This window comes from Methylocystis silviterrae, assembly GCF_013350005.1.
Lineage (GTDB): Bacteria > Pseudomonadota > Alphaproteobacteria > Rhizobiales > Beijerinckiaceae > Methylocystis > Methylocystis silviterrae.
Genome location: NZ_JABVWW010000015.1, coordinates 54726 through 78421, shown reverse-complemented (window position 1 = coordinate 78421; position 23696 = coordinate 54726). Strand labels below are relative to the sequence as shown.

The 23696-nt window shown below is 63.9% G+C and carries 23 protein-coding genes, 1 tRNA gene and 1 pseudogene; 19 read left to right on the top strand and 6 right to left on the bottom strand.

Features of this window, described 5'->3' with window-relative positions:
- Positions 1 to 717: pseudogene (locus HUN39_RS14660) on the top strand (ATP-dependent zinc metalloprotease FtsH); the annotation flags it as partial.
- Positions 718 to 772: 55 nt separating this feature from the next.
- On the opposite strand, the gene arsC reads toward HUN39_RS14660, so the two are convergent.
- Complete coding sequence (arsC, locus tag HUN39_RS14655) at positions 773 to 1135, bottom strand: arsenate reductase (glutaredoxin) (RefSeq protein WP_175095231.1); 363 nt, start codon at positions 1133 to 1135, stop codon at positions 773 to 775.
- Between the two features lie 179 nt (positions 1136 to 1314).
- Here arsC and glmM point away from each other — a divergent pair, with 179 nt between their 5' ends.
- Together glmM and HUN39_RS14645 are read left to right on the top strand one after the other, a co-directional pair.
- Entirely contained in the window at positions 1315 to 2661 is a 1347-nt protein-coding gene (gene glmM / locus HUN39_RS14650; RefSeq protein WP_175095230.1) for a phosphoglucosamine mutase, read from the top strand.
- Positions 2662 to 2817: 156 nt separating this feature from the next.
- Positions 2818 to 3057 carry a hypothetical protein gene (locus tag HUN39_RS14645; RefSeq protein ID WP_175095229.1) on the top strand — a complete coding sequence of 80 codons (240 nt, stop codon included), beginning with the start codon at positions 2818 to 2820 and terminating at the stop codon, positions 3055 to 3057.
- Between the two features lie 85 nt (positions 3058 to 3142).
- Here the strand turns inward: HUN39_RS14645 and chrA are convergent, their stop codons facing one another.
- Positions 3143 to 4363, bottom strand: coding sequence for a chromate efflux transporter (gene chrA, locus HUN39_RS14640; RefSeq protein ID WP_175095228.1), 1221 nt, complete (start codon positions 4361 to 4363; stop codon positions 3143 to 3145).
- Positions 4364 to 4569: 206 nt separating this feature from the next.
- Here chrA and xseA point away from each other — a divergent pair, with 206 nt between their 5' ends.
- Positions 4570 to 6147 carry an exodeoxyribonuclease VII large subunit gene (gene xseA / locus HUN39_RS14635; protein WP_175095227.1) on the top strand — a complete coding sequence of 526 codons (1578 nt, stop codon included), beginning with the start codon at positions 4570 to 4572 and terminating at the stop codon, positions 6145 to 6147.
- A gap of 1 nt (position 6148) precedes the next feature.
- Here xseA and HUN39_RS14630 read toward each other — a convergent pair whose 3' ends face one another.
- Positions 6149 to 6598, bottom strand: coding sequence for a hypothetical protein (locus tag HUN39_RS14630; protein ID WP_232366113.1), 450 nt, complete (start codon positions 6596 to 6598; stop codon positions 6149 to 6151).
- 402 nt (positions 6599 to 7000) lie between these two features.
- Here HUN39_RS14630 and pal point away from each other — a divergent pair, with 402 nt between their 5' ends.
- The 5 genes from pal to HUN39_RS14610 all read left to right on the top strand — a co-directional run bounded on the left by pal (position 7001) and on the right by HUN39_RS14610 (position 10620).
- Complete coding sequence (pal, locus tag HUN39_RS14625; RefSeq protein ID WP_175095226.1) at positions 7001 to 7525, top strand: peptidoglycan-associated lipoprotein Pal; 525 nt, start codon at positions 7001 to 7003, stop codon at positions 7523 to 7525.
- A 75-nt stretch (positions 7526 to 7600) separates the two neighbouring features.
- Positions 7601 to 7676 (top strand) — tRNA-Trp (locus tag HUN39_RS14620).
- 155 nt (positions 7677 to 7831) lie between these two features.
- Positions 7832 to 7954: a hypothetical protein gene (locus tag HUN39_RS19520; RefSeq protein ID WP_269750341.1), complete on the top strand. Its 123-nt coding sequence runs from the start codon at positions 7832 to 7834 to the stop codon at positions 7952 to 7954.
- A 616-nt stretch (positions 7955 to 8570) separates the two neighbouring features.
- The gene (locus HUN39_RS14615; RefSeq protein WP_175095225.1) at positions 8571 to 9155 is read left to right on the top strand and encodes an isochorismatase family protein; all 585 of its coding nucleotides are present in this window, start codon (positions 8571 to 8573) and stop codon (positions 9153 to 9155) included.
- Between the two features lie 136 nt (positions 9156 to 9291).
- Entirely contained in the window at positions 9292 to 10620 is a 1329-nt protein-coding gene (locus tag HUN39_RS14610) for a nicotinate phosphoribosyltransferase (RefSeq protein WP_175095224.1), read from the top strand.
- A gap of 90 nt (positions 10621 to 10710) precedes the next feature.
- Here HUN39_RS14610 and HUN39_RS14605 read toward each other — a convergent pair whose 3' ends face one another.
- Together HUN39_RS14605 and HUN39_RS14600 are read right to left on the bottom strand one after the other, a co-directional pair.
- A complete protein-coding gene (locus tag HUN39_RS14605) occupies positions 10711 to 10959 on the bottom strand; it encodes a hypothetical protein (protein WP_175095223.1) in 249 nt (82 codons plus the stop codon).
- A gap of 63 nt (positions 10960 to 11022) precedes the next feature.
- A complete protein-coding gene (locus HUN39_RS14600; RefSeq protein WP_175095222.1) occupies positions 11023 to 11427 on the bottom strand; it encodes a BLUF domain-containing protein in 405 nt (134 codons plus the stop codon).
- A gap of 308 nt (positions 11428 to 11735) precedes the next feature.
- On the opposite strand from HUN39_RS14600, the gene HUN39_RS14595 reads away from it, so the two are divergent.
- The 10 genes from HUN39_RS14595 (at position 11736) to HUN39_RS14550 (ending at position 22962) form a co-directional block, all read left to right on the top strand.
- Entirely contained in the window at positions 11736 to 12008 is a 273-nt protein-coding gene (locus HUN39_RS14595) for a hypothetical protein (protein WP_175095221.1), read from the top strand.
- A 39-nt stretch (positions 12009 to 12047) separates the two neighbouring features.
- Positions 12048 to 12617, top strand: coding sequence for a DUF2585 domain-containing protein (locus HUN39_RS14590; RefSeq protein ID WP_232366112.1), 570 nt, complete (start codon positions 12048 to 12050; stop codon positions 12615 to 12617).
- A gap of 93 nt (positions 12618 to 12710) precedes the next feature.
- Complete coding sequence (proB, locus tag HUN39_RS14585; RefSeq protein ID WP_175095219.1) at positions 12711 to 13841, top strand: glutamate 5-kinase; 1131 nt, start codon at positions 12711 to 12713, stop codon at positions 13839 to 13841.
- Between the two features lie 379 nt (positions 13842 to 14220).
- Entirely contained in the window at positions 14221 to 14652 is a 432-nt protein-coding gene (locus HUN39_RS14580) for an Rrf2 family transcriptional regulator (protein ID WP_175095218.1), read from the top strand.
- 93 nt (positions 14653 to 14745) lie between these two features.
- Positions 14746 to 16410 carry a hydroxylamine reductase gene (hcp, locus tag HUN39_RS14575; protein ID WP_175095217.1) on the top strand — a complete coding sequence of 555 codons (1665 nt, stop codon included), beginning with the start codon at positions 14746 to 14748 and terminating at the stop codon, positions 16408 to 16410.
- Between the two features lie 53 nt (positions 16411 to 16463).
- Entirely contained in the window at positions 16464 to 17492 is a 1029-nt protein-coding gene (locus HUN39_RS14570) for a 2Fe-2S iron-sulfur cluster-binding protein (protein ID WP_175095216.1), read from the top strand.
- 485 nt (positions 17493 to 17977) lie between these two features.
- Positions 17978 to 19978, top strand: a complete 2001-nt coding sequence (locus HUN39_RS14565) for a hypothetical protein (protein ID WP_175095215.1) — start codon at positions 17978 to 17980, stop codon at positions 19976 to 19978.
- Between the two features lie 145 nt (positions 19979 to 20123).
- On the top strand, positions 20124 to 20867 hold the full coding sequence (locus HUN39_RS14560) for a DUF2076 domain-containing protein (protein WP_175095214.1): 744 nt from the start codon (positions 20124 to 20126) through the stop codon (positions 20865 to 20867).
- Positions 20868 to 21006: 139 nt separating this feature from the next.
- Positions 21007 to 21357 (top strand): hypothetical protein, encoded by a 351-nt coding sequence (locus HUN39_RS14555; protein WP_175095213.1) that lies wholly within the window; start codon positions 21007 to 21009, stop codon positions 21355 to 21357.
- 21 nt (positions 21358 to 21378) lie between these two features.
- Entirely contained in the window at positions 21379 to 22962 is a 1584-nt protein-coding gene (locus HUN39_RS14550; protein WP_175095212.1) for a L,D-transpeptidase family protein, read from the top strand.
- On the opposite strand, the gene HUN39_RS14545 is transcribed toward HUN39_RS14550, so the two are convergent.
- Positions 22963 to 23649 (bottom strand): HD domain-containing protein, encoded by a 687-nt coding sequence (locus HUN39_RS14545; RefSeq protein WP_232366111.1) that lies wholly within the window; start codon positions 23647 to 23649, stop codon positions 22963 to 22965.
- Positions 23650 to 23696 lie beyond the last annotated feature (47 nt).

The following is a 23696-nucleotide window of genomic DNA, read 5'->3' as shown; positions in this document are numbered from 1 at the left end:
GCCGAGCGGCGCACGCTGGTGATGACGGATGAGGAGAAGAAGCTCACCGCCTATCACGAAGGCGGCCATGCGCTGGTCTCCTTGAACGTGCCGGGCTCGATTCCGATCCACAAGGCGACGATCATTCCGCGCGGCAGAGCGCTCGGCATGGTGCAGGGCCTCCCCGAGCGCGATCAGATCTCGCAAAGCTACGAGCAGCTCGTGGCGATGCTGGCGATGGCGATGGGCGGCCGCGTCGCCGAAGAGTTGATCTTTGGGGCGGCGAAGACGACCTCCGGCGCCGCCTCCGACATTCAGCAGGCGACGCGCATCGCCCGCGCGATGGTCACCCAGCTCGGCTTCTCGGACAAGCTCGGCACGGTCGCCTATGCCGACCCGCAGCAGGAGCAATTCCTCGGCTACTCGCTCGGACGCACGCAGACCTTCTCCGAACAGACGCAGGAGACCATCGACGCGGAAGTGCGCCGACTGGTGCAGGAAGCTTACGAGAAGGCCAGGCAGATCCTCGTCGACAAGCGCTCGGATCTGGATACGCTCGCCAATGCGCTTCTCGAATTCGAGACGCTGTCCGGCGACGAGATCAAGGGTCTGCTCGCCGGCAAGCGGCCGGTGCGCGAAGAGTCGTCGCCAACGCCGCCGCCGCGCGGCTCAGCGGTGCCGACGACGGGGCAGAAGCCAGAGCCAGACGTCGGCGGCCTGGAGCCGCATCCGATCTAAAGGGAAAAACCCAGCGGTCCGGCCGCTGGGTTTTTTGCATTCGAACTCGAGCGATCTATGTCTTGGACCGCGCGATCAGATCTTTGACCGTCTCGGCGGGTCGACAGAGCGCGGCCTTGTCGCCCATCGAAACGATCGGCCGCTCGATCAGAATCGGATGCTTTTCGATGACGGCGAAAATCTCCTCGTCCGACAGGGCGGGATTCTCGAGTTTCAGTTCTGCGTAGGGCGTCCCGCGCTTGCGCAGCACGTCGCGCACGTTCTTGCCCATGCGACGCAGAAGCTCCTTCAAGGTCGCCCGATCGGGCGGGTTTTTGAGATATTCGATCACATGCGGCTCGTAGCCGGCCTCGCGCAAGGCGGCCAGCACGTTGCGCGAGGTCCCGCAGGCGGGGTTGTGGTAGATTTTGACTTCCACGTGGACATCCGTTCAGACGATGTGCGAGTGTTCATTAGCCGTTCGTTAGGCCGGCGAAAACACGCATTTAACGTTGTGGCATTATGCCCATAAATGCGCCGACCTGGCGCGACGGATGGCGTGAAGGATGCGCCGATTTGGCGCCGAGGCGCTCGGGCGCCGCTCGCTGAGGATCTTCAATGACCCGCACCTATTTCGGCACAGATGGCATTCGTGGCCTCGCCAACGAGAAGATCACGCCGGAGCTCGCGCTCAAGGTTGGGCAGGCGGCCGGGCTGATTTTTCATCGCCGCGAAGGCCGCCATCGCGTCGTCATCGGCAAGGATACGCGGCTCTCAGGATATATGATCGAATACGCGCTTGTCGCCGGCTTCACATCCGTGGGCATGGATACGCTGCTTCTCGGACCAATGCCAACGCCTGCGGTCGCGATGCTCACGCGGTCAATGCGCGCCGATGTCGGCGTCATGATTTCCGCCTCTCATAATTCCTTCGAGGACAACGGCATCAAGCTGTTTGGACCGGACGGCCACAAGCTTTCGGACGAGATCGAACACGAGATCGAGCGCCTCATCGACGGCGATATGTTGCGCAAGCGCGCAGGACCGAGGGATCTCGGACGCGCCCGCCGCATCGACGACGTGCGCGCGCGCTATATCGAGTTCGCCAAGCGCACGCTGCCGCGCAATATGAGCTTCGAAGGTTTGCGCCTCGTGGTCGATTGCGCGAATGGCGCGGCCTATAAGGTGGCGCCCGAGGCGCTGTGGGAGCTTGGCGCCGAAGTGATCGCGATCGGCGTCGACCCCGACGGCTTCAATATCAATCATCGCGTGGGCTCCACAGCGCCGCAGGCGCTCCGTGACAAGGTGCGCGAGCTGCGCGCCGACGTGGGCATCGCGCTCGACGGCGACGCCGACCGTGTCATCATGGTCGACGAAAATGGGCGCCTGATCGACGGAGATCAGTTGATGGCGGTTATCGCCGAAAGCTGGCGCGATCAGGGGCTGCTGTCCAAGCCCGGAATCGTCGCGACAATCATGTCCAATCTTGGATTGGAGCGCCATCTGAATTCGATCGGGCTCACGCTCGAGCGAACGCCCGTCGGCGACCGTTATGTGATCGAACGCATGCGCGAAGCCGGCTACAACATTGGCGGCGAACAGTCTGGCCATATCATTCTGTCTGACTATTGCACGACAGGCGACGGGCTCGTGACGGCGATGCAGGCGCTCGCAGAAGTGAAGCGTCAGGATCGTCCGGTAAGCGAAGTCTGCCATCGGTTCGAGCCGCTTCCCCAGGTGTTGCAGAATGTGCGCGCCCAGCGTCGCGAATTGGAGTGCACGGCGGTGGCGTCTGCAATCGACGATGCGCGGGCGCGACTTGGCAGCTCCGGCAGAATCATTGTTCGCCCCTCCGGCACTGAACCCGTGATCCGCGTGATGGGCGAAGGCGACGACCGCGAACTGGTCGAATCTCTCGTCGCGCAGATCTGCAGCGTGCTGAAGGAATCCGCCGAAGCGGCCTAAGCGAAGCCGCTGCGGGCGCATTCGGCGCTGCCTGCTAAAGATAGAATTCAGTTAAGCGATAGAGTTAACGCATCGTTAATCCTTGCCGCCCATGTTGCCGTTGTCGGCCCTGCATCATCAAAACGCTGCGGGGCGCCCGCACCAAGGGGACCGATCATGGGCCGCACCCTCTCGCTGGCGCTGTTAGCCACCATCGTCATAAGCGGTCGCGCCGCGCGCGCCGACGGCCTGCCGCCTCTCCCGCCTCTTGATGTCAGCGGCTGGTATCTTCGGGGCAATGTCGACGCGCCCGCGCAGTTAACGGAAGGGCAGTCGCGGCTCCAGCCCAACCTTCTCGCCGACCTGGCGAATGGCCCCGCCCGACCAACGCATTATTCAATGAGCGAATTGCGCTAGCGTTTCAAAAAAATGCGCGAGCCAGAACGATTTCATGTTCAGCAATGCGCAAGAAGCGGACGTTGTGCGAGCGTCGTAAGCCGCCTTAAGCGACCATGGCGATGAGCGTTGCGCCGAATGCGCCGAGGATGACGACCAGCCACGGCGGCGTCCGCCATAGCACGAGCAAGAGGAAAGCAAGAAGGCCTAGCCCCAAATCCGCTGGGCCAAGGATCGCGGTCGTCCAAACAGGGGTATAGAGCGCCCCGAGCAGAATTCCGACGACCGTCGCGTTGATCCCCTTGAGCGCCGATTGCGCCGCGCTTCGATGACGCAAAGCGTCCCAAAAGGGCAGCGCGCCGACGACCAGAAGGAAAGACGGCAGGAAAATCGCGGTGAGACAGATCAGCCCGCCCGCCCAGCCGTTTGGCTCAGACGTCATCGCTGCGCCGAGATAGGCCGCGAAAGTAAATAGTGGGCCGGGAACCGCTTGCGCCGCGCCATAGCCGGCAAGGAATGTATCACGGTCGATCCAGCCTGGAGATACGAAGGCCTGCTGCAGCAGCGGCAGCACGACGTGCCCGCCGCCAAAAACGAGCGACCCTGAGCGATAAAAGCCGCTGATAAGCTCGATTGTAGGACTGGGGATTGCGTTCGCCAGAAGGGGCAACCCCACAAGCAAAACGGCAAACAGCGCGAGCGAGGCGATGGCCGTGCGCCGGGTGATGGGGATCGATAGCGCCGCCGTGGCTCCGTTGTTTTCCCCCGAGAGGAACAACCAGCCAATGACGCCCCCCGCCGCAATCGCGCCAATCTGACCGCTGGCGGTGGGGACCGCCAAAGTCAGCAGCGTCGCCGCCACGGCGATGGTCGCCCGGTCCCGATCCGGACAAAGGTTTCGCGCCATCCCCCACACCGCTTGCGCGACGACCGCGACAGCGACGACTTTGAGGCCGTGCAGCCAAGCGACCTGCGATAGGTCGCCGAGGCGACCGACTCCATAGGCGAAGCCGATCATCGCAAGCGCCGAAGGCATGGTGAACCCGATCCATGCCGCCAATCCGCCGGCAAGGCCGGACCGCAACATGCCGATGATGATGCCGACCTGACTGCTCGCGGGGCCGGGAAGGAACTGGCAGAGCGCGACGATATCCGAGTAGGCGGCCTCATCGAGCCATTTGCGGCGCGAGACGAACTCAGCGTGGAAATAGCCAAGATGGGCGACCGGCCCGCCGAAGCTCGTTACCCCGAGACGCAGAAAAGCCCAAAGCACTTCCAGAATGGAACCATACCCTTTCTTGAGCGTCCTCCCGCAATCCGCGCTCATAGCGAGCTCTGCGCTTCAGAATTTCCATAGGCTGCGCCGAACAGCCGCCCACTCAGCGACCACCGTCGCGAAGCTCTGAGCGGCATAAATGGGGGCGCTGTTTTCTTGCTGGCTTTGGGCATTTACATGATGATGTTGGGGGCCATTCGCGCCTCGCGTATCGTGCTGCTACACCACCGCGCGGACAGTTCAATGTTTGCGTGAGGATGAAGCAAGAAGCAAAGCGTGAGCATATCTCATCCATGTCCGACCTCACCGAAATCGGCGGAGACACGCCTCAGACCAATACGCCTGAGATCAGCGTCTCCGAACTCGCGAACGCGCTGAAGCAGACGATCGAGGATCGCTTCGGGCGCGTGCGCGTGCGCGGCGAGATCTCCAACTATCGCGGCCCGCACGCCTCCGGCCACGCTTATTTCTGTCTCAAGGATCAGAATGCGCGTCTCGACGCGGTGATCTGGCGATCGACGTTTCTGCGCCTGCGCACGCGGCCGCAGGAGGGACTGGAGGTCGTCGCGACCGGCCGCGTCACAACCTTCCCCGGCAAGTCCTCCTATCAGATCATCATCGAGTCGCTGGAGCCGGCCGGCGTCGGCGCGCTGATGGCGCTGCTCGACGCGCGCCGCAAGGCGCTCGCGGCCGAGGGCCTCTTCGACGAAGCGCGCAAGCGCCCCCTGCCCTTCCTGCCGCGCGTCGTCGGCGTGGTGACCTCGCCGACCGGCGCCGTCATCCGCGACATCCTGCACCGTCTCAACGACCGCTTCCCGCGCCGCGTGCTGGTCTGGCCCGTGCGGGTGCAGGGCGAGAGTTGCGCTGAGGAGGTCGCGGCGGGCATTCGCGGCTTCAACGCGCTGCCTGCCGGGGGCGCCATTCCCCGCCCCGACGTGCTGATCGTCGCGCGCGGCGGCGGTTCGCTCGAGGATCTATGGGGCTTCAACGAGGAGGTCGTCGTTCGCGCGGCGGCGGAGAGCGCCATTCCGCTCATTTCGGCGATCGGTCATGAGACAGATACGACGCTCATCGATTTCGTCGCCGACCTTCGGGCGCCGACGCCGACGGGCGCGGCCGAGAAAGCCGTTCCGGTGCGCGTCGAGCTGTTCGAACATCTCGCCATACGCACAAGCCGGCTGGAGGGCGCGCGCCGCCGCGCCATGGAACAGCGGCGGGTCCAGCTTTCAACCTTCGCGCGCCTGCTGCCCGCGGGCGACGCCCTGCTCGCCAATCCGCGCCAGCGTTTTGACCGGGCGGCGGAGCGGCTGCGCGCCGGCGCCCGCGCCGCGCGAGACGGAAGGCGTCTACGGCTGTCGCGCGCCGCAACGCTGCTCGCCCGCCACTCGCCGCAGGCGGAGCTGGCCCGCGTGCGTGAGCAGCTGCGCGGTCTTGGCGCGCGGCTGCAGCAGGGTTATCGCGCCCGGCGCGTTCTCGCCGGCCAGGAGAACGCCGCAGCTAGGCAGCGCCTCGCCGGCGCGGCGCAGCGTCTCGACCGCGCGGTCGCTGGCTTGATCGGCGGCCATCAGGAAAGGATCGACAGACTGGCCCGGCTGCAGGAGTCGCTCAGCCATCGCTCGGCGTTGGCGCGCGGCTTTGCGCTGGTGCACGATGAAAGCGGCGCCTTAGTGCGCAGCGTCGCTCAGGCTCCTCCTGGAACGGGTCTCGATATCGAGATCGCCGACGGCAGAATCCATGCGCGCGCTGGCATTGCGATTCCAGATCCGCCGGCGCGCCCGCGCCTACGGCGCCGCCTGAAAAGAGCCGACAGCGACGATCAGGGATCGCTGTTCTGACCTATTCGAATCGCATCTGCCACGCGACGATGCTGCGCTGCATGGCCGCCCGCGGCAGATAGCAGAAGACATTGGTGGAGATCGGCGCCTCGACGCAATGATAGTGCTCCCTGCTCCAGTCGTAGCCGAGCGTATCCATGCAGGCGACGATCTTGTCGTGAATGAGCTTCGGGTTGGATCGCCGTTCCGCCGGAAAATCCCGCTCCGCCTGGTATTCGCAGTCGGTGACGTCCATCTTCTGGCCTTCGAAATAGCGGCCGCTGGCGCCGCTCGTGACGAACATCGCCTCGGTGGCGAGAATGAAGACCAAGCCGACCGCCAGCGCCAACTTGCCCTGCCACTTGGTCTTGAAGAAGTGAAGATCGAGTAGCGACAGCAATCCTATCGCCAAGAGGCCGCCGCCCAGAAGCAGCGTCAACGGCGACAAAAAAGGCGCAATGCCTTCATTCATGTCACACTCCTGACCGCGCGCGCCGCCGCTTCGCGCGTCATTGATCAATATTAAGAGCGAGACTCTCTGCAAAGCAACCGCGCACACATCGCTTCGCAGCCGTCGAACGTCCTTTTCTCGGACGTAAAAGCGCCGAACCGCGCGGCGCGGCGCGTCAATCTACGCCATGCACACGTGCTATACGCGGGGTGGGCGCGGACGCGCACCGCGCCGAAGGACGTCCAATCGCGCCGAAACAGCGTGTTAAGCTTCTGTTAACCAATTAACCCGTTATTAACGAAGGGGCGAATTTGCTCAAATGCAACAGACCCAAGATACCTACGATCAAGGTTGACGGAACCTTCGCTTAACCCTGGAAGCCTAGGACTATCGCCCGATCGGTCGTCGTAACAGGAGTTCTTCATGCTGCTTTCGCAACGCGCCTGCGGCGCCAAATTCGTCGTCGCGCTGACGGCGGTCCTGGCGGTCCTGGCGCTCTCGGCCTGCGCCAAGAACACCGCGGACGAAGCCGCGAATGATCTGGCGGGCGGAGGCTATGGACGCGGCGGCGTCGCCCGTCCCGGAAGCCATCAGGATTTCGTGGTCAATGTCGGAGATCGCATCTTCTTCGAGACCGACTCCACCGATCTGACGTCCACTGCGCAGGCCACGCTCGACAAGCAGGCTGAGTGGCTCAACCGCTACTCACGCTACAGCTTCACGATGGAAGGCCACGCCGACGAACGCGGCACCCGCGAATATAATTTCGCGCTCGGCGCGCGACGCGCCGAAGTGGCCAAGAATTACCTCATCGCGCGCGGGGTCCCCGGCTCGCGCATCCGCACGGTGAGCTACGGCAAGGAGCGTCCTGTCGCCGTCTGCGACGACATCTCCTGCTGGTCGCAGAACCGTCGCGCCGTCACGGTGCTTTCCGGCGGCAATTCCTGATCGGAAGGCCGCCGCGCCCCCTTGCGTCCGGAGCGTCGTTGCGGCAATGAAGACGCGCGCCTTTTGGGCGCCCGCAGGAGTGTAGCTCAACTGGTAGAGCACCGGTCTCCAAAACCGGGGGTTGTCGGTTCGATCCCGGCCACTCCTGCCACTCATGAAACAGTAATTTCACTTAGAATTTTAGCTCCAGATTCAGCAGCGGTCTCTTGGGGCATCCAGCAGGTGGCCGAGGCCGTCGAGTGGGTGACGCGATGCCACAATCCCATGGCCCCAATCCCATGGCCCCAATCCCATGGCCCCAATCCCATGCCCGGCCCGAGCGAGATTGAGATCCGTCCGCTCTATGAAGCGGCCGACTTCGGCGACGCCATGACGCCCGAGATCGCTGAAGCGGAAGACCGGATCCGCAAAAAGCCGTCGGATGCCTAGCGCCAGATAGCGCCTGCTACTCTCGCGCCATGGCGCAATCTTCAGCCGGGCTGCGACATTGCGCAGTAGAACCAGCGATCGCCGCTTAACAGGCTGCGCCGCCGCATCCGATCCACTGCTTTGGCCATGCTAAGGCTTTAATTTTAAAACACTTTGTAGGGGAACAAGGCAAATGTGACGCAGTTTCTCTCCCTTGAAGGAGGATGCGTCATGCCGGACCGAACGCCGGGCGATTGGCGGAACGCGGCCGCCGGCAAAATGGGAGCGCGGCCCGACGCCGCAATGGGATCGATTAGCCAGCATCTGAGATTCAAGTTCGACAAAGTCCTCACAGAGCCGCTGCCCAAGAGGATCATGGATTTGGTGGCCGAGTTGGACTGGGGGCGCGCCGGTGGGAGCCCGAAGCGCAGCAACCGTCGAAATCCCGCCAGCGCCAAATCTCGGCGGCCCTAGCGAGTTCGCTCTTTACGGCGCTACGGCTTATCCATCGATCGCTGACCGCCTCGGGCGCTCGCGCTGGGCCCTACCCGCAGCTAGGATCATCCCCACGGAATGCGCCCTGCTCACGCATTCGATTAGGACCGAGCGAGCGCGCCGTCTCTAGCGGAGCAACATCATGGCCAGCGAAGCGATGCGGCTGACGTCTGGCGACGCGCTCATCGTCTTGGACGTGCAGCGCGATTTCTGCGCGGGCGGCGCCTTAGAGGTTTCCGGAGCCGACAAGATCGTCTCTGTGGTCAATGAACTGATCCAGGAAGCCGTGGCCGCCGGCGTTCCCATCGTCGCATCGCGAGACTGGCATCCAACCGGCCATGCCAGCTTTCGTGACAGTGGCGGACCATGGCCGGCGCATTGCGTTCAGGACAGCGCCGGCGCGCAGTTCCATCCCGATCTGCGCCTCCCCGAGGGCGCGATTATCGTCAGCAAAGGAGAATCGCTTGAGCGCGACCAGCTTTCCGCGCTCAACGGCACGGGGCTCGCGGAGCGGCTGCGGCGTCTTGGCGTGCGTCGCGTCTTGATCGTCGGACTGGCGCTCGACGTCTGCGTGCTCGAAACGGCGCTGGACGCCGTCTCGGAAGGATTTGAAACGCATGTGCGGCTTTCCGGCGCGCGCGCCATAACGCCGGAAGGCGGAAGAGACGCTGTCGAAAAGATGCGGAAGGCGGGCGTCGTCGTCGAAGAGAGCCAAGACGAACTGTAAAAGGCGGGCGGACATTACATCGATGAAGATTTGCACATCGATGAAGATTTGCCCGGGCCTAGCGCCATAGCTATGGTCCCGACCGGCGCGCGAGCGCTTCCAGCTCTCTCCAGTCGACGCGTAAAAAGGAGCGGTCGTGTCCAGCAGCGCGCTCTTCGCGGATCTCTATGAATTCACGATGCTGCGCGCCTATTTCGAATTGGGGATGAACGCGCAAGCGACGTTCAGCCTTTTCGTGCGCAATATGCCGCCCCAACGCAATTTTCTGATCGCCGCCGGCTTGAACGATCTTCTTCATGAGATCGAGCATTTGCGTTTCGAGCCGCAGCACATCGACTATCTGGGCTCGCTTAAAATTGCTTCGCAGCCGTTCCTCGACTGGCTCGAAGATTTCCGCTTCTCCGGCGACATCTATGCGATGCGTGAGGGCACGCCGTTCTTTCAGAACGAACCGATCCTGGAAGTGGTTGCGCCGATCGCCGAAGCGCAGCTCATCGAAACGCTCGTTATCAATCAGATCGGACTGCAAACGATACTCGCGTCGAAAGCGGCGCGCGTTGTCGCCGCGGCGCGCGGCGCCAGCGTCGTCGACTTCGGCGCACGACGAGCGCAAGGCGTGGATGCGGCGACAAAGGGCGCGCGCGCATTCTATATCGCTGGAGTCGAGTCGACCTCCAATGTCGCGGCCGGGCAAGCCTATGGGTTGCCCGTCGCCGGAACGATGGCGCATAGTTTTGTCGAAGCCTGCGCCTCCGAGATGGACGCCTTTCAAGCTTTCAGCGATGTTTTTCCGGGCACGACGCTTCTCGTCGATACCTATGACACGCTCAAAGGCGTCAAGAAGGTCGTCGCGCTCGCGAAGGCGCGCGGGCCGAACTTCAAGATTCGCGCGGTGCGTCTCGACTCCGGCGATCTCGACATGCTGTCGCGCCAAACGCGTCGCATCCTAGATGACGCCGGCTTGACCGACGTGCAGATCGTCGCCAGCGGTGGCCTTGAGGAAACCAAGATCGACGCTCTGACGTCGCGCGGCGCGCCCATCGATGTCTTTGGCGTAGGAACGGATATGGCGGTGTCGAGCGACGCGCCAAACCTCGACATCGCCTATAAGCTGACCGAATACGCCGGCAAGGGACGCATGAAACTGTCGGAGGGCAAGCGCTCGCTGCCGGGCCGCAAACAGGTTTTTCGAGAGTTAAGAGACGGCGTCGCGGTCAGGGACGTCATCGCCCGAAAGGGCGAAATTCTGCCGGGCGTCCCATTGCTGCAGCCGTTCATGCTGTCAGGTCGCCGGGTCGCGGAGCAAACATGCGACCTTCCGCAAATTCGCGATTACGCGAAAGAGCAGCTCGCCGCGCTTCCGTCGCATCTGAAAGCTCTCGGATCGCATGCGCGCTATGACGTGGCGATCAGCGACGTGCTCGCCAGCTATGAGCGCGAGACTCGCACACGGTTGATCGACTGACCGTTTGGCTAAATTGGCGCGGCCGAGCGCCAGGCTGCGAGAAAGGGCGCGTTCCCTCCCCCGCCGACGGAACTTCGGCGCAAGCGGAGCCTAGCGCCGATCCTTCCTGTCGATGAATTCGGACGTGAACCGCTTTAGCGCGACGCGCAAATCGTCGGCATATCCTGTCGCGCCGAGCGACTGGAACCTTTCGATGTCTGCGAGCATCAGTTCTCTCACCGGCGCCGCGCCACGATGCAGATTGACCAAATAGCCGGATAAAAGTCGGCCGTCGCGGCCCCCGGCGGCCGCCTTGTTCTCGCTCCCAGACGAGCCGATTTTCTTGGCAATTCCTATCATGAGTAGCTCCGAAGGGCGGACACCGCGCCAGATGTCCGCGATCTACCTAAGCAAGAATTGCGCTCACCTAAGCTCAGCGAACGCCGCCGCCTGGCCAAATCTGAAAAAACCGTCAACCATCGCGGAAAGACCGTCCTCGCGCGGCGCCGCTTCCCGCGTGGCGGCCGCGTGTTCCGGCGCGTCGCACACGAGCTTCATGCCCCAATCGGGATAACTGCGCATCGAAATGCGTTCGTGAACGAGCTTGACGACGCCGGAGTGCCGGGAGTCCGTCCGGATCTGCAAATAGAGCGGCGTCAGCGCTTGCCGCGGACCCTCCAGAATTTGCAAAAAATTCAGCCCGTTGTAGAGGAGCGCCCCGCTAATGCGCCGCAGACGATTTCGCTCTGCGGACATCTCGACCATTCCCTCGATCGCGGAGAAGCTCAGATCAAGATTTGCGTTACTGAAATAGACAAGTCGATGCATCAATGCCTCCGAAACGCAGCAGCCATCCACCCCGAAAATTCCGCCTCGCGAGTCGCCCGTCAATCGCCACAGGCTGAAATAGGGATAGAGCCAAAACGAAAATTATGCAATAGTTTCATACGCTTGACCTATCTCAAGACCACGCGCCAGAATCCGTCGCTCCAGTCATAGGTTCGTATCAAGCGGACGCTATGTAGAGGGAATATTGGATCACTTTTCAGTGGCGAGGGAGACGCTGGCGCGGCCGCGTCTCCCTCCATATTCTGGCGATGGGCGCTCACAGGCCGGCAACTTCAGAGGATAAGATAATGTCGCCAGACCCTTCCCCGCTCCTCACTTCGCTCAAGACCTGTCAGGACTGCGCATCGAGAGTCATGGACTTCGGCCTGATCAACACGCGGTCGGCGCTGCAATTTGGGCAAGATGTATGGGCGGCGAGATCGCCGCACGACGTCGCCGAAGCCATGGTCGACTACGGCCGCCGGCAATTCGAATACTGGACCGAGGAACTGGAGGAGTTCTCGATTGTGGCCGGCGGCAAGAAGACCCCAGACGCCGAGGTCGTCGGACTCGGAGACTAGTTTTCCATCGTCCGATCTTCTAGTTGAGAAGATATGATGATGAGCGCAACGACGGCGTGCGGCGTCACGGCGGCGGCGATCGCCGCGCTCGTCATTCAGGCCGGCGCGCTTTGGGCGCTCGGCCGGCCGTTTCTTTGCGCCCGCGGCGAATTCAAGCTGTGGGAGGGCGACGCCGCCTCTCCCTGCCTCTCCCAGCATCTCACCGACTGGTACAGCTTCACGCATATCATCCACGGGGTGCTGTTCTATTTCCTGGCTTGGCTCGCGGCGCCGGGACTGTCGGTCGGGCAGCGCTTCCTGATCGTGCTGGCGGTTGAAGTGGGATGGGAGATCCTCGAAAACACGCCCTTCGCCATCCGCCACTATCGCAAGCAGCCGCCGGCGCAGAACTACGCAGGAGACAGCATCGTCAATTCGCTTGCCGATACGCTGGCGATGGCGCTGGGCTTCGTTCTCGCATGGCGGCTCCCAGCTTTGGCCGTCATCGCAATGTCTGTGCTTCTTGAAGTCGGGGTCGCGCTGAACATCAGAGACAATTTCACTCTCAATGTGCTCAGTTTCATCTATCCTTTCGAGTTCATCCGCCGCTGGCAAAACGGCGCGCCATAGGCGCCAATTTGCGGTCGTGCGCGCGCTGGGCTAACTCAAGCGTCCCATAAGTCGCGCTCGCAAACGCCTCCCTCGAACATTTTGCCCTGCCTTATGACCAAGCGCGCTCCCGTCCTCGCCGACTTCAAACGCATCGTCGTGAAGGTCGGCTCATCGCTCATCGTCGACCCCAACAAGGCGTCGGCGAAACGCGCCTGGCTGAAGCGCCTCGCCGACGACATCGCCGATCTGCATCGCGCCGGCGCCGACGTGCTGGTGGTGTCGTCCGGCGCCGTGGCGCTGGGACGCAGCGTGCTGGGCTTTCCGCGCGGCGCGCTGAAACTCGAAGACAGCCAGGCGGCCGCCGCCGTCGGTCAGATCGCCCTGGCGCGGCTCTGGGCAGAGACGCTGCACGATCGCGGCCTCGTCGCCGGGCAGGTGCTGGTGACGCTCGGCGACACGGAGGAGCGCCGCCGCTACCTCTACGCGCGCGAATGCCTGACGCGGCTGTTGTCGCTGCGCGCCGTGCCGGTGATCAACGAGAACGACACGGTGGCGACGGCGGAAATCCGCTATGGCGACAATGATCGCCTCGCGGCGCGCGTCGCGACGATGGCGAGCGCGGATCTGTTGATTCTGCTCTCCGACGTCGACGGGCTCTACAGCGCCCCGCCCGATTCCAATCCGGACGCCAAGCACATCGCGATCGTGCCGCGCGTCACGGCGGAGATCGAAGCCATGGCGGGGGGCGCCGCCTCGCAATATTCACGCGGCGGCATGCGCACCAAGATCGAGGCGGCGAAGATCGCCACCACCGGCGGCGCGCATATGGTGATCGCCGACGGTCGCGAAGAGGCGCCGATTGCGCGCATCGGGGCTGGCGGACGCTGCACCTGGTTTCTGACGCCGTCCAATCCGGTGACGGCGCGCAAGAAATGGATCGCGGGCTCTCTCGAGCCGAAGGGCGCCGTGCATATCGACGACGGCGCGGCGAAGGCGCTACGCTCAGGCAGGAGCCTGCTGCCGGCGGGCGTGACGCGAATCGAGGGCGGTTTCGCGCGCGGCGACTGCATCGTGATCCGCAACGCCAAAGGCGGCGAGATCGGCCGCGGGCTCGTGACCTATGACGCGTCCGACGCGGCAAAAATCGTCGGGCGCTCGACGAAGGACATCGAGGCGCTCTTGGGCTTTAAAGGCCCCGACGAGATCATCCACCGCGACGACATGGCGCTGGGCGGGGGGTGAGGCGTCGACGCAACGCTTCGCTGTCCTCGTCCTTCAAGACGCGCCTTACAGACGCTCTTCAGGATGAGGACTGCTTTTCTCCTGCATGCTGAACGCAGCTTTTTCGGCTGCAAGGTTAGGCGCTTTCATTTTTCACAAAACCCCAAGGCCCCTCATCCTGAGGAGCGCGCGCAGCGCGCGTCTCGAAGGACGAAGGGGCGGGTTCATTAGCGCAAGCAATCCCGCGCCCGTCATGGCTGAGATTGACTCGGCCATCACGCCGCGACGTTTCGCAAATGCTGCAAGGCGCATGCAGCGGCGCCGCGTGGATGCCCGCGCCAAGCGCGGGCATGACGGCGGCAGTATTTCAGAATTTCTAATACCGTGTTAAATTCGCGCCATGCGGCTCACGACCTTCACCGACTTCGGCCTGCGCGCCCTCATCCTCCTCGCGGATCGCAATCCGGAGGTGATGAGCGCGGCGGCGATCGCCGATCATTTCGGCGTTTCGCGCCACCATATGGCGAAAGTGCTGCAGGAGCTCGCCGCGGCCGGATATGTCGAGGGCATCCGCGGCGCGCAGGGCGGCGTTCGACTGGCGCGCGATCCGCGCGACATTCGAATCGGCGAGGTGGTCCGCAGGCTTGACGACCAGCCGCTGGTCGAATGTTTTAGCCCGCAAGGCAGCAACTGCGCGCTTTTGCCGCGCTGCCGACTGAAGGGCATGTTAGCGCGCGCCGAACAGGGATTTATGCGCGAACTCGATCGCTACACCCTGCACGACTGCCTCGAAAAAACCGCCGCCTTTCCCCTCGCCGATCTCTCCGCCTGAACATGCGCCGCGAGCATCGCTCGCCATCGCTTGACTTCCGTCTTTTTTAATACGCATTCTAAATACCTATTAAGAGAGCCAGGAGGGAGCGACATGTTCTGTTACCAATGCGAGCAGACCTACCGATCTGACGAAGGCGCGGGCTGCGCCGGCGCGAAGGGCATGTGCGGCAAGGACGCGACGACCGCCGATCTGCAGGACATTCTGCTCTATGTCTGCGAAGGCGTCGGCCAATATCTCCATCGCGCGCGCCAGCTTGGCGCGACGGACATCGAAGCAGACCGCTTCATTCTCTTCGCCTTCTTCACGACCCTCACCAACGTCAATTTCAACGCGGCGAAATTCGTCGAGCTGATCCAGCAGGCCTCGCAGATCCGCGATCGCGCCAAAGCGCTGTACGAAGACGCCGCGCGCGCCGCCGGCAAGACGCCCGAGACTCTCTCCGGCCCCGCCGCTTTCGCGCCAGCCGACAACATGGCCGGACTTTCCGCACAGGCGTCTGAGGCGGCGGTGCGCAAGGACGCAGCGATCCTCGGCGAGGACGCGGTCGGCGCCCGCGCGCTCATCCTTTATGGTCTCAAGGGCGTTTGCGCCTATGCGCATCACGCGCGCGTTTTGGGCGAAGAGCGCGACGCGATCTATGCGACGGTCGAACATGCGCTCGATATGCTGGCGCGCGAAGAGCGCGACGTCGCGACGCTGCTGGACGAGGCGCTGGCGCTTGGCCGCGCCAACTTCCTCGCCATGGAGGCGCTCGACGCCGCGAACACCGGCGCATTCGGCGCGCCGACGCCGACGAATGTGCGCGTAACGCCGATCAAGGGAAAAGCGATCCTCGTCTCCGGCCATGATCTGAAGGATCTGCACGCGATCCTCGAAGCGACCAAGGACAAGGGGATCAACGTCTATACGCATGGCGAACTGCTGCCGGCGCATTCCTATCCCAAGCTCAAGGCCTATCCGCATCTCGCCGGCAATTACGGCGGCGCCTGGCAGGATCAGCAGAAGGAATTCGCCGAATTCCCCGGCCCGATCGTCATGACCTCCAATTGCCTGATCGAGCCGCAGCCGCGTTATCGCGGACGCATTTTTACGGCGGGGCCGGTTGGATGGGCGGGCGTTCGCCACATCGCCGACGAGAATTTCGCGATTGTCGCGCAGGCGGCGCAGGCCCTGCCCGGATTCACTGAGGACGCGCCGGAGAAGACCATCACCATCGGCTTTGGGCGCGAGGCCGTGCTTGGCGTCGCCGACAAGGTGATCGACGCCGTGAAGAGCGGCACCATCCGCCACTTTTTCCTCGTTGGCGGCTGCGACGGCGCCGCGCCGGGCCGCAACTACTACAGCGATTTCGCCGACGAGGCGCCGAAGGATACGGTGATCCTGACGCTCGGCTGCGGCAAATATTGCTTCAACAAGAATGACTTCGGGACGATCGGCGGGCTGCCGCGCCTTCTCGACATGGGTCAGTGCAACGACGCCTATTCGGCGCTCGTTGTTGCGACCAAACTGGCGGAAGCCTTCGGCGTCGGCGTCAATGAACTGCCGCTGTCGCTCATCGTCTCCTGGTTCGAGCAGAAGGCGGCGGCCGTTCTTCTGACGTTGCTCGCGCTCGGCGTGCGCAATGTGCGCATCGGCCCAACGCTGCCCGCCTTCCTCACCCCCGCGCTCGTTGACGTGCTGGTCGAGAAGTTCGGCGTCCAGCCGATCGGCGACGCCAAGGCCGACATCGCAGCTTCGCTCGCCCGCGCCGCCTAGCCATCATGCAGCGGACGCCCACCTCGGGCGTCCGCCCTTCGCCGGAATCCGCCATGTACAAGGTCAGCCTTCTCACGCGCGACGGCGCGACGATCGCCTTCGACGCCGATCCATCCGACACGCTACTGGACGCCGCCGAACGCGCGAGCATTTATCTCCCCTCCTCCTGCCGGGAGGGCGGCTGCGGCGCGTGCCGCGTCGCTCGCGCAAGCGGAGAGGTCGAACTTATGTCCTACAGCAGCGTAGCGCTGAGCGAGGACGAGCGCATGGCGGGTGACATATTGCTGTGCCGCGCGCAGGCGCGCAGCGATCTCGCTCTGCGCGCACCCTTCGACGAGGCGGCGGTCGGCTTTGCGCCGGTTCCCGAACGGCGCGCGACGCTTGTGGCGATTGAACCAGCAGGCTCGGGCGCCGTGCGCCTGCAGCTTCAATATGAAGACGATCCGATATTCGGGCGCGCGGCGCAGTTTACCGCCGGCCAATTCATCGAACTCACGCTTCCCGACGGCTCGGCGAAGCGTTCCTATTCGCTCGCCAATGCGCCCAATTGGGACGGAACGCTCGAGCTGTTCATCCGCCTTCAGCCGCACGGCGCCTTTTCGGATTATCTCCGCGATCGCGCCGCCATCAGCGATACGCTGCTTGTCCGTGGTCCACAGGGTCAGTTCACCCTCGATGAGTCGAGCGCGGCGCCGCGCTGGTTTGTCGTCGGCGGCACGGGACTCGCGCCGGCGCTCTCGATGCTGCGGCAAATGGCGGAATTCGCCGATCAGCGCCCCTGCCGGCTGTTCTTCGGGGTCAACAAAGTCGACGAGCTTTTCGCGCTTGACGCGCTCGACGCGCTGAAAGCTGCATTGCCGCAGCTCGTCGTGCCGCTCTGCGTGTGGAAGCCGGAACAGGAATGGCGCGGGTTCGTCGGCACGCCGGTCGAAGCGCTTGCGCAAGCGCTGTCGAGCGCGCCCGAGAGGCCGGACATTTACGCCTGCGGCCCGCCGGCGTTGATCGCCGCGACTGAGGAGGCTGGCCAATCCGCCGGCGTCCCGCATGATCGTATCTTCAGCGAGAAATTCACGGCGGCGTGAGGGGAGCTCTGACCGCTAATGCCTCCGCGTCATGGCCGGGCTTGTCCCCGCCATCCACGGCGGGACATTGCGCCAATGCTGAAAGTCCTGCGCAGCGGCGCCGCGTGGATGCCCGCGACAAGCGCAGGCATGACGCTGAAAGGTGACGTCCTGACGATAGCCGCTGTCGTGCAAGGTTGAGGCGCCGCTGGATATAGCGTGAGAAACTGCCTCAGCTGCCGGGCCGAAGTGGCGGGCGTCGCCAGCCTGTCGACGAAGCTTTAGCTCCCTGCGCCGTCCGCTGGACCGGACAAGCGCGACGTCGTGAGCGTGGCGGGCGGACGTCGCCATTTTGACCCATTTCTTTCAAACAATGAGCCGGCGCAATGGGCCGCCGTGCGAAAGTCGCGCCGCAAGTCCCCAGCCGGATCGCCGCCAACGCCGTGTCCTGCGAACCGGCCTCTGACGAAGAAAACCACCGAAGGCGGTCCAAGAGAGGGTCACAAATGTTTCCAGCGCGCCGATTCGCTGCATTCTTGCCTGTCGCAGGCGCTTTTTTTGCCTCCCTTTTCCCCTTGTCGAACGCCCAGGCTCAAGATTCGCCCTGCGAGGAATCGGCTGAGGTCGCGGTTATGACCTCGCCCGAATCGCCTTGGGCAGGCGCGCCCTTGCGCATCCTCGTCGCCGCCGAAAAGCCGCTCGACGGCGAGCTTTCGCTGATTGCGCCTGATGGAAGGGTCGCGGCCAGATCGCGCGGACAGCGTGGCGGACCGCCCTATGTCTGGTTCGCCGAGGTTGCGTCGCCGGCCGCCGGCGCGTGGCGCGCCACGCTCGACACGTCTTCGTTCACTTGCGGCACGATTACGAAGGACATCGCCGTGAGCGCGCGCAAATCGTCCGCCTCGCACGCGGCCGAAGGCAGCGTCTGGCGGGTGCACAATTCATGGAACCGCGCGACGGAGAATTTGTATTCGGCGTGGGTCGCCAAACTTTTTGACGCGCCGCTCGAAGCGGAGCAGTCATGGAAGACGTGGCATGAGGTGCTGCGCAATCCGTCGCGCAATGTCTTGTTCAATCATCTCGGAAAAGGCGAAGACAGCCTCACCCTATCGCTGAAACCCGACTGCGCCGATTTCGTCTACTTCTTGCGCGCCTATTTCGCCTTCAAGATGGGCTTGCCTTTCGCCTATTCGAATTGCTCGCGCGGAGGCGGCGGCGCGCCGCCGCGCTGCAATGAACGATTCGATATTCTGCATCCCCAACTGACCCGACCCGCGCCGCCGCCCGAACAAGCCGTGGCGTCGGCCGCCGCTCCGCCGGCCCCTACCCGCATAGCGGCTCCTCCCACGAACTTTTTACAGCAGCTATTTGCACAGCCTCAGCAGGTCCAGCCGGCCGCGGCGCCGACGACTGCGCCGGTCGCTCCCGCGAAACCGCCTGCCCCGAAGCGGCCGGCCGGCGTCGCCGGATATTTTCGGGCTGTGGGCGACGTCGTTCATTCCGGTTCGGTGCGAGCGTCGGCAAACAGCGACAAGTCCGACTTTTATACGATTCCACTGACGCAGGAGACGCTGCGTCCCGGAACCGCCTACGCTGATCCGTACGGGCACGTCATGATGCTCGTGCAACGCGTCCCGCAGACGGCGGACGCCGCGGGCGTGTTTCTTGCCGTCGACGCCGAGCCGGATGGCACCGTCACGCGCAAGCGGTTCTGGCGCGGCAATTTCCTTTTCGCGAACGGAGCTTCCCTCGGCAGCCCGGGCTTCAAGCGCTTCCGGCCGATCGTTCGGGAGAACGGCGGATTGCGGGCGCTCACCAATGCCGAGATCGCCAAGAACCCGGATTACGGCGATTTCTCCCTGGAGCAGTCGCAGTTCGGCGCCGAGGAATTCTACGATCGCATGGATGAGGTGATGTCGCCTGAGCCGCTCGATCCGACGCGCGCGATGATGGCGGCCATCACGGCGCTTGAGGAGCAGGTGAAGACGCGCGCGACGGCGGTCGAAAACGGTCGAAAGTTCCAGAACGGCGGGCGCGGCGAGGCATCGATGCCCGACGGTCCGGCGATCTTCGCGACCTCGGGCGCATGGGAGGACTTCTCGACGCCGGCGCGCGATCTGCGCCTCCTCATCGCGATCGATGTTGTGCGCGGATTTCCCGATCGCGTCGCGCGGCGCAGCGATCGCTACGCCATGCCGTTTGGCAGAGGTCCGGCGGGCGTTCAGGCCCAACTGCAAAGCGCGCTCGCGAGCGAACTCGCGGCCCGCACATTTTCCTACACCCGCAGCGACGGCTCCGCCTGGACGCTCTCGCTCAAAGACGTCATGGACCGCGCGGCGGACCTCGAGATGGGCTACAATCCCAACGACTGCGTCGAACTGCGGTGGGGCGCTTCGGACGGGAGCGCCGAGGCGGCGACATGCAGCCGGCGCGCGCCGGCCGCGCAGCGCGCGAAGATGACGGACTATCGTAACTGGTTCCGCGAACGCCACTGGCCGCATGCATAGCGCGGAGATCTAGCGCGCGCCCACCTTGCCGCCAGATTTCGAAAGTTTAATCGGCCGCGTTCGCGCTTGGGGCTTGGCGGCGTTTTGCAGCGGGGCCATATCTTCCTGCGCCGCGCCTTCGAGGGCGGCAACGATGGAGAACCCTATGTCACCGGAAGAACGCCAACTCATCGCTGGATTGTTCGAGCGCACCAAGAGCGCCGCCTCGACGCCGCGCGACCAGGCGGCGGAGGCTTTCATCAGCGAACAGATCAAGGCTCAGCCGGCGGCACCCTATCTCCTGGCGCAGACCGTAATCGTGCAGGATCAGGCGCTGCAAGGCGCCAATGCGCGCATCGAGGAGCTCGAAGCCCGCGTGCAGGAGCTTGAGTCGAAGCCCGCCGGCGGTTTCCTTGGCGGCCTGTTCGGAGGTGGTCCCCGTCCGGCGCCGCCGCGTCCTCCCCAGCAGGCTCGTCCGAGCGGACCTTGGGGCGGCGCCCAGCAGGGCGGCATGAATCCCGTGGCCGGCGGCTACGCGCCGCAGGGCTGGGGCCAGCAGCAGCCGCCTGCGCCTGAAAGCGGCGGATTTCTGAAGGGCGCGCTCGGCACCGCGGCGGGCGTCGCGGGCGGCGTGCTGCTCGCCGACGGCATCCGCAGCCTGTTCTCGCATGGCGCCGGCTATGGCGGGATGGGGAATCTCGGCATCGGCTCCGGCTTTACGCCGGCCGGCGGCGATACGGTGATCAACAACTACTACGGCGATCAGTCGGGCTCGGCCGCCACCGACGCCGGTTACGACTCCGGCTATGACAACGCAGGCGGTGTGGAGGACGCCGACTATGGCGCCGACGCCGGCTTCGATGACGGCGGCGGCTTCGATAGCGGCGGCGACGGCGGCTTTGACGTCTGATGAAGTTTGGCTCCCGGCCCAACAAGGCCGGGAGTTCTTGTATCTGACGCCCTGTGCGCCAGCGCACCGCGACTCCCCGAGTGGCGTTCTAGGGTCTGACCATCCGCTGATCGAGCGGACGGACCACGGGGAACTCGCCATGAACCGTTCGATGAACAACACGACGAACCACACGACCAAGACCAGCTTCGCTTCGCGACCGATTCGCATCGCGCTGGCCATGAAGATCGCCTTCGCGATCCTCGCCGCCAATGTCAGCTTCGCCGCCGCCAAGGCGCTCCTCGTCAAGGCGCCCGACTCGCAGCCCGCTCGCGTCGCCGCCGACGCCTCGTCGGTGCGGCCTTTCATCCTCCCCATCGACTGGCAGGAGTCGACCGCCGTCGCGCACTCAGATCCGACGCAGAATTGCCATGGCGTCACCGTCGAGACGGACGAGGGCTATGGCGTGCGCGGACAGACGATCCGTTTCGTTTGCCGCAAGGCCTTGTAAGAGGCGCACAGGAGTTCGAGCATGTTTCGCGTTTCGCTCCTCCCGCAGGCTGCTCCTTTCGTCATCGCAGGCGCCCTGCTCGCCGCCCCGGCCATGGCGCAAATGTCGAGCGCGCCAAGCGACGCGCCCGAATCGCCGGCCGCCGCCGAGCGCGGGGCGAGGCCGGCGCTAGAGCGCGAGACCTCCGACCGGCCGACGGCCGACGCGCCGCGCGAAGCCGGTGAGCAGCGGAAGACCGATGAGCGCCAGGAGCTCGAAAAGCAGCAGGGAGCCGACGCGCCGCAAGGCGTCGATGAACAGCAGAGGGTCGATGAGCGACAAGCTACCGATGCGCGCGAAAGCCTCGCCCGCGCGCTGCGCGACTGGTCGAATGAGGAGCCCCGCGTCGACGAAAGCGTCCAGCGTGCGGAAATCGCCGCTTATTACAAGAAACGCGATTATGCGCCGATCTGGCGCGATGCGGACGGCTTCACCAAATCGGCGAAAAGCGCGCTGGACACTTTGCGCCACGCCGGCCGCGACGGCCTGCGCGTAAAGGCTCCTGCGCAAGAGTCGTCCTGGAGCGCCGCGGCCGAACTGGCGCTATCGGAGGGCGTCGCCGAATATGCAGCGCAAGCGAGCGGCGCCCGGGTCAATCCCGCAACGATTTCGCCTGACATCGAGGAGCGGCCGTCTGTCGTAAAGTCGCCCCAAGCGCTCGACGCCGTCGCCGAGGCTGGAGACGAGGCCGGCGCGCGGCTTGCCGCCTTCAATCCGCCGCACCCGGCCTATGCCGCCTTGCGCGAGAAACTCGCCGAACTGCGCGCCGCGCGCGGCCATCCGCGCCGCGAGGCCGCTGCGTCTCACGAGTCGGATGCCAAGCCCATCACAAATTTCGCGTCGCTTTCCGACGCCAAAGCAAAGCGCGTCGAGGCGGAAATCATCGCCAATATGGAGCGGTGGCGTTGGGAGCCGCGCGAAATGGGCGCGACGCGCCTTGAAGTCAATATTCCGCAATTCGAGACGACATTCACGCGCGACAATCAACTTGTGCTGCGCGCACGCGTTGTCGTGGGCAAGAAGACGTCGCCGACGCCGGTGTTTTCCGACGTGATGCCATATATCATCATCAATCCGACCTGGACCGTTCCGGAGTCGATCATCGAGAAGGAGCTGGAGCCCAAAACCGGCGGCAAGCTCTCCAAGCTTCGCAAGCGCGGATATAAGGTAACCTTTCGGAATGGCCGTGCGATCGTTCAGCAGGAGCCAGGCGAGAAGAATGCGCTCGGCCGGCTGAAATTCGTGTTTCCGAACGACCTCTTGATCTACATGCACGACACGCCGCAGAAGAAACTCTTCGCCCGCGCCAAGCGCGCATTCAGTCACGGATGCGTACGAGTGCAAAATCCGTTCAAGCTCGCGGAAGAAGTCATCGGGCGTCCTGGCTATGACGAAAAGCGCCTGAAGGCTCTGATCGGCAAGAAGGAGCACCGCATCAATCTCGCGAAGCCCATTCCGGTGCACATCGAATATTTCACGGCCGTAGTCAACGACGAGGGCGCGCTGAAGCTTTACGACGACATCTACGGCTATTCGGCGAAGGTGCGCTCGGCGCTCGCTTTGTAACTACGCGGACGAGGCGAGCCGCGCCACCTGCAGGCGCAATTCCTGCTGCGCGCGCGCGAGATTTTGATGCGCCCGTGCGGCCCAGAGCTTGCGCGATTCGTCGCGACGGTAGAGCGCGTCTCCATGCGCGAAGAATGTGTCGATCATCTGGAGCCGCCCAAGGCAAAAGAGCGGCTCGGGCACCCAGGCGTATTCGAAACGAAGCCGCGCCAGATTTTGCTCGAACTCGGACCAGGACGCGCCGAGCGAGGAAAGATCGAGGTCGAGGAAGAGGTCCAGATCGCGCGAAAAGCCGGGATAATGCTCAGCTGGAGCGCGCGCATTGAGGTGATTCGCCGTCGCCATGATCAGATCATGGATGGCCTGCGCATCTGTTTCGTCGAATTTCGAGTGACGTTCGAAGAGCGCCGCGCTGGCGCGAACATTTTCGGCGTCGGGACGAAGCAGACCGTCGGGCTCGCGTGTCACATACACAGCGTCATGCCAGAAGATCGCGGCGGCGATCAGATCGGGCCGGACGGCGAGCGCCTTCAAGGAGTCGAGCTTCGTCAGCAAATCGACGATATGGCGCCAGTCATGATACCCGCGTTGCGGTTCGCGATAGGCGGCGTCGATGACCGAAAAAGCATCCGCGTCGTGACGCCCTGAGATCAGGGCCCAATAATTCTGCACCGGATTTGAGATCATGCGCGAGTAGCGATCATAAGAGAAACCCATAAGGCGATGGCTGGGCA